The organism is Moraxella sp. CTOTU48268 (genome assembly GCF_032069585.1).
GTDB classification, from domain to species: domain Bacteria; phylum Pseudomonadota; class Gammaproteobacteria; order Pseudomonadales; family Moraxellaceae; genus Faucicola; species Faucicola cinerea.
Window position 1 is genome coordinate 1 of record NZ_DAMALV010000079.1, and the last position, 1,066, is coordinate 1,066.

Genomic DNA, 1,066 nt, shown 5'->3' on the forward strand with positions numbered 1-1,066 from the left:
TCATGGCAGACTTATTAGCAATTCAACAATCACAACAACCGATTGGCACCACAATGACCACCCAAAGCCGCCCAACTCGCGAGCAAATCCAAGCTTGGTTTGAATTACCTTTGATGGATTTACTGTTGCTAGCGCAAAACAAACTTCGCGAACACTTTCCACCCAATGCGGTACAAGTTAGTACCCTGCTATCAATAAAAACAGGCAATTGTCCTGAAGATTGCGGCTATTGCTCACAGTCAGGACATCATAGCACCGACTTACAACCCGAAAAGAAAATCGAAGTACAAAAAGCGATTATCGAGGCCAAAAAAGCCAAAGCAGCTGGCTCTAGCCGTTTTTGTATGGGTGCAGCATGGAAGCACCCAAACGATAGAGATATGCCCTATGTGGTTGAGCTGATTAAAGAAGTCAAAGCATTGGGGTTAGAAACTTGCATGACGCTTGGCATGTTATCGGGTAACCAAGCACAAGTACTTGCCGAAGCGGGACTGGATTACTACAACCATAACCTTGATACCTCACGCGAGTACTATAACCATATCGTCTCCACCCGTAGTTATGATGACCGTCTAACTACCCTTGACCATGTGCGTCAAGCGGGTATTAATATTTGCTCAGGTGGTATCATCGGCATGGGTGAAAGTCGTGATGACCGCATCAATCTACTCACAGAACTGGCTAATTTGCCAAAACCCCCTGAATCAGTCCCAATCAATATGCTAGTACCCATTGAAGGCACGCCGATTGCAGATCAGCTGCAAGGCACGCGCTTGCCTGTGCTTGAGTGGATTCGCACCATTGCTGTCACGCGCCTTGCTTGCCCAACTAGCTATGTGCGTATTGCCGCAGGTCGTGAAGGCCTAACCGATGCAGAGCAAGCCATGCTATTTATGGCAGGTGCCAATTCTTTCTTCTATGGGAATCGTTTATTGACCACCGATAATGCTACCACCAATCATGATGATCAGTTGATTGCCGATTTAGGGTTGACGGTTGAAAAAGCCGAGCCTAGACAAATCCCGGTGACCAATGCGATGAATGGTCGCATCGGGAGTTTGGCTGT

1 protein-coding gene is annotated in these 1,066 nt (G+C 47.3%); it reads left to right on the plus strand.

Translation table 11 applies throughout. The features are described from left to right. Window positions 1–53: 53 nt before the first annotated feature. Window positions 54–1,066: biotin synthase BioB (gene bioB, locus RT143_RS12285; RefSeq protein ID WP_313093386.1), on the plus strand; the 1,013-nt coding region annotated here is incomplete at its 3' end.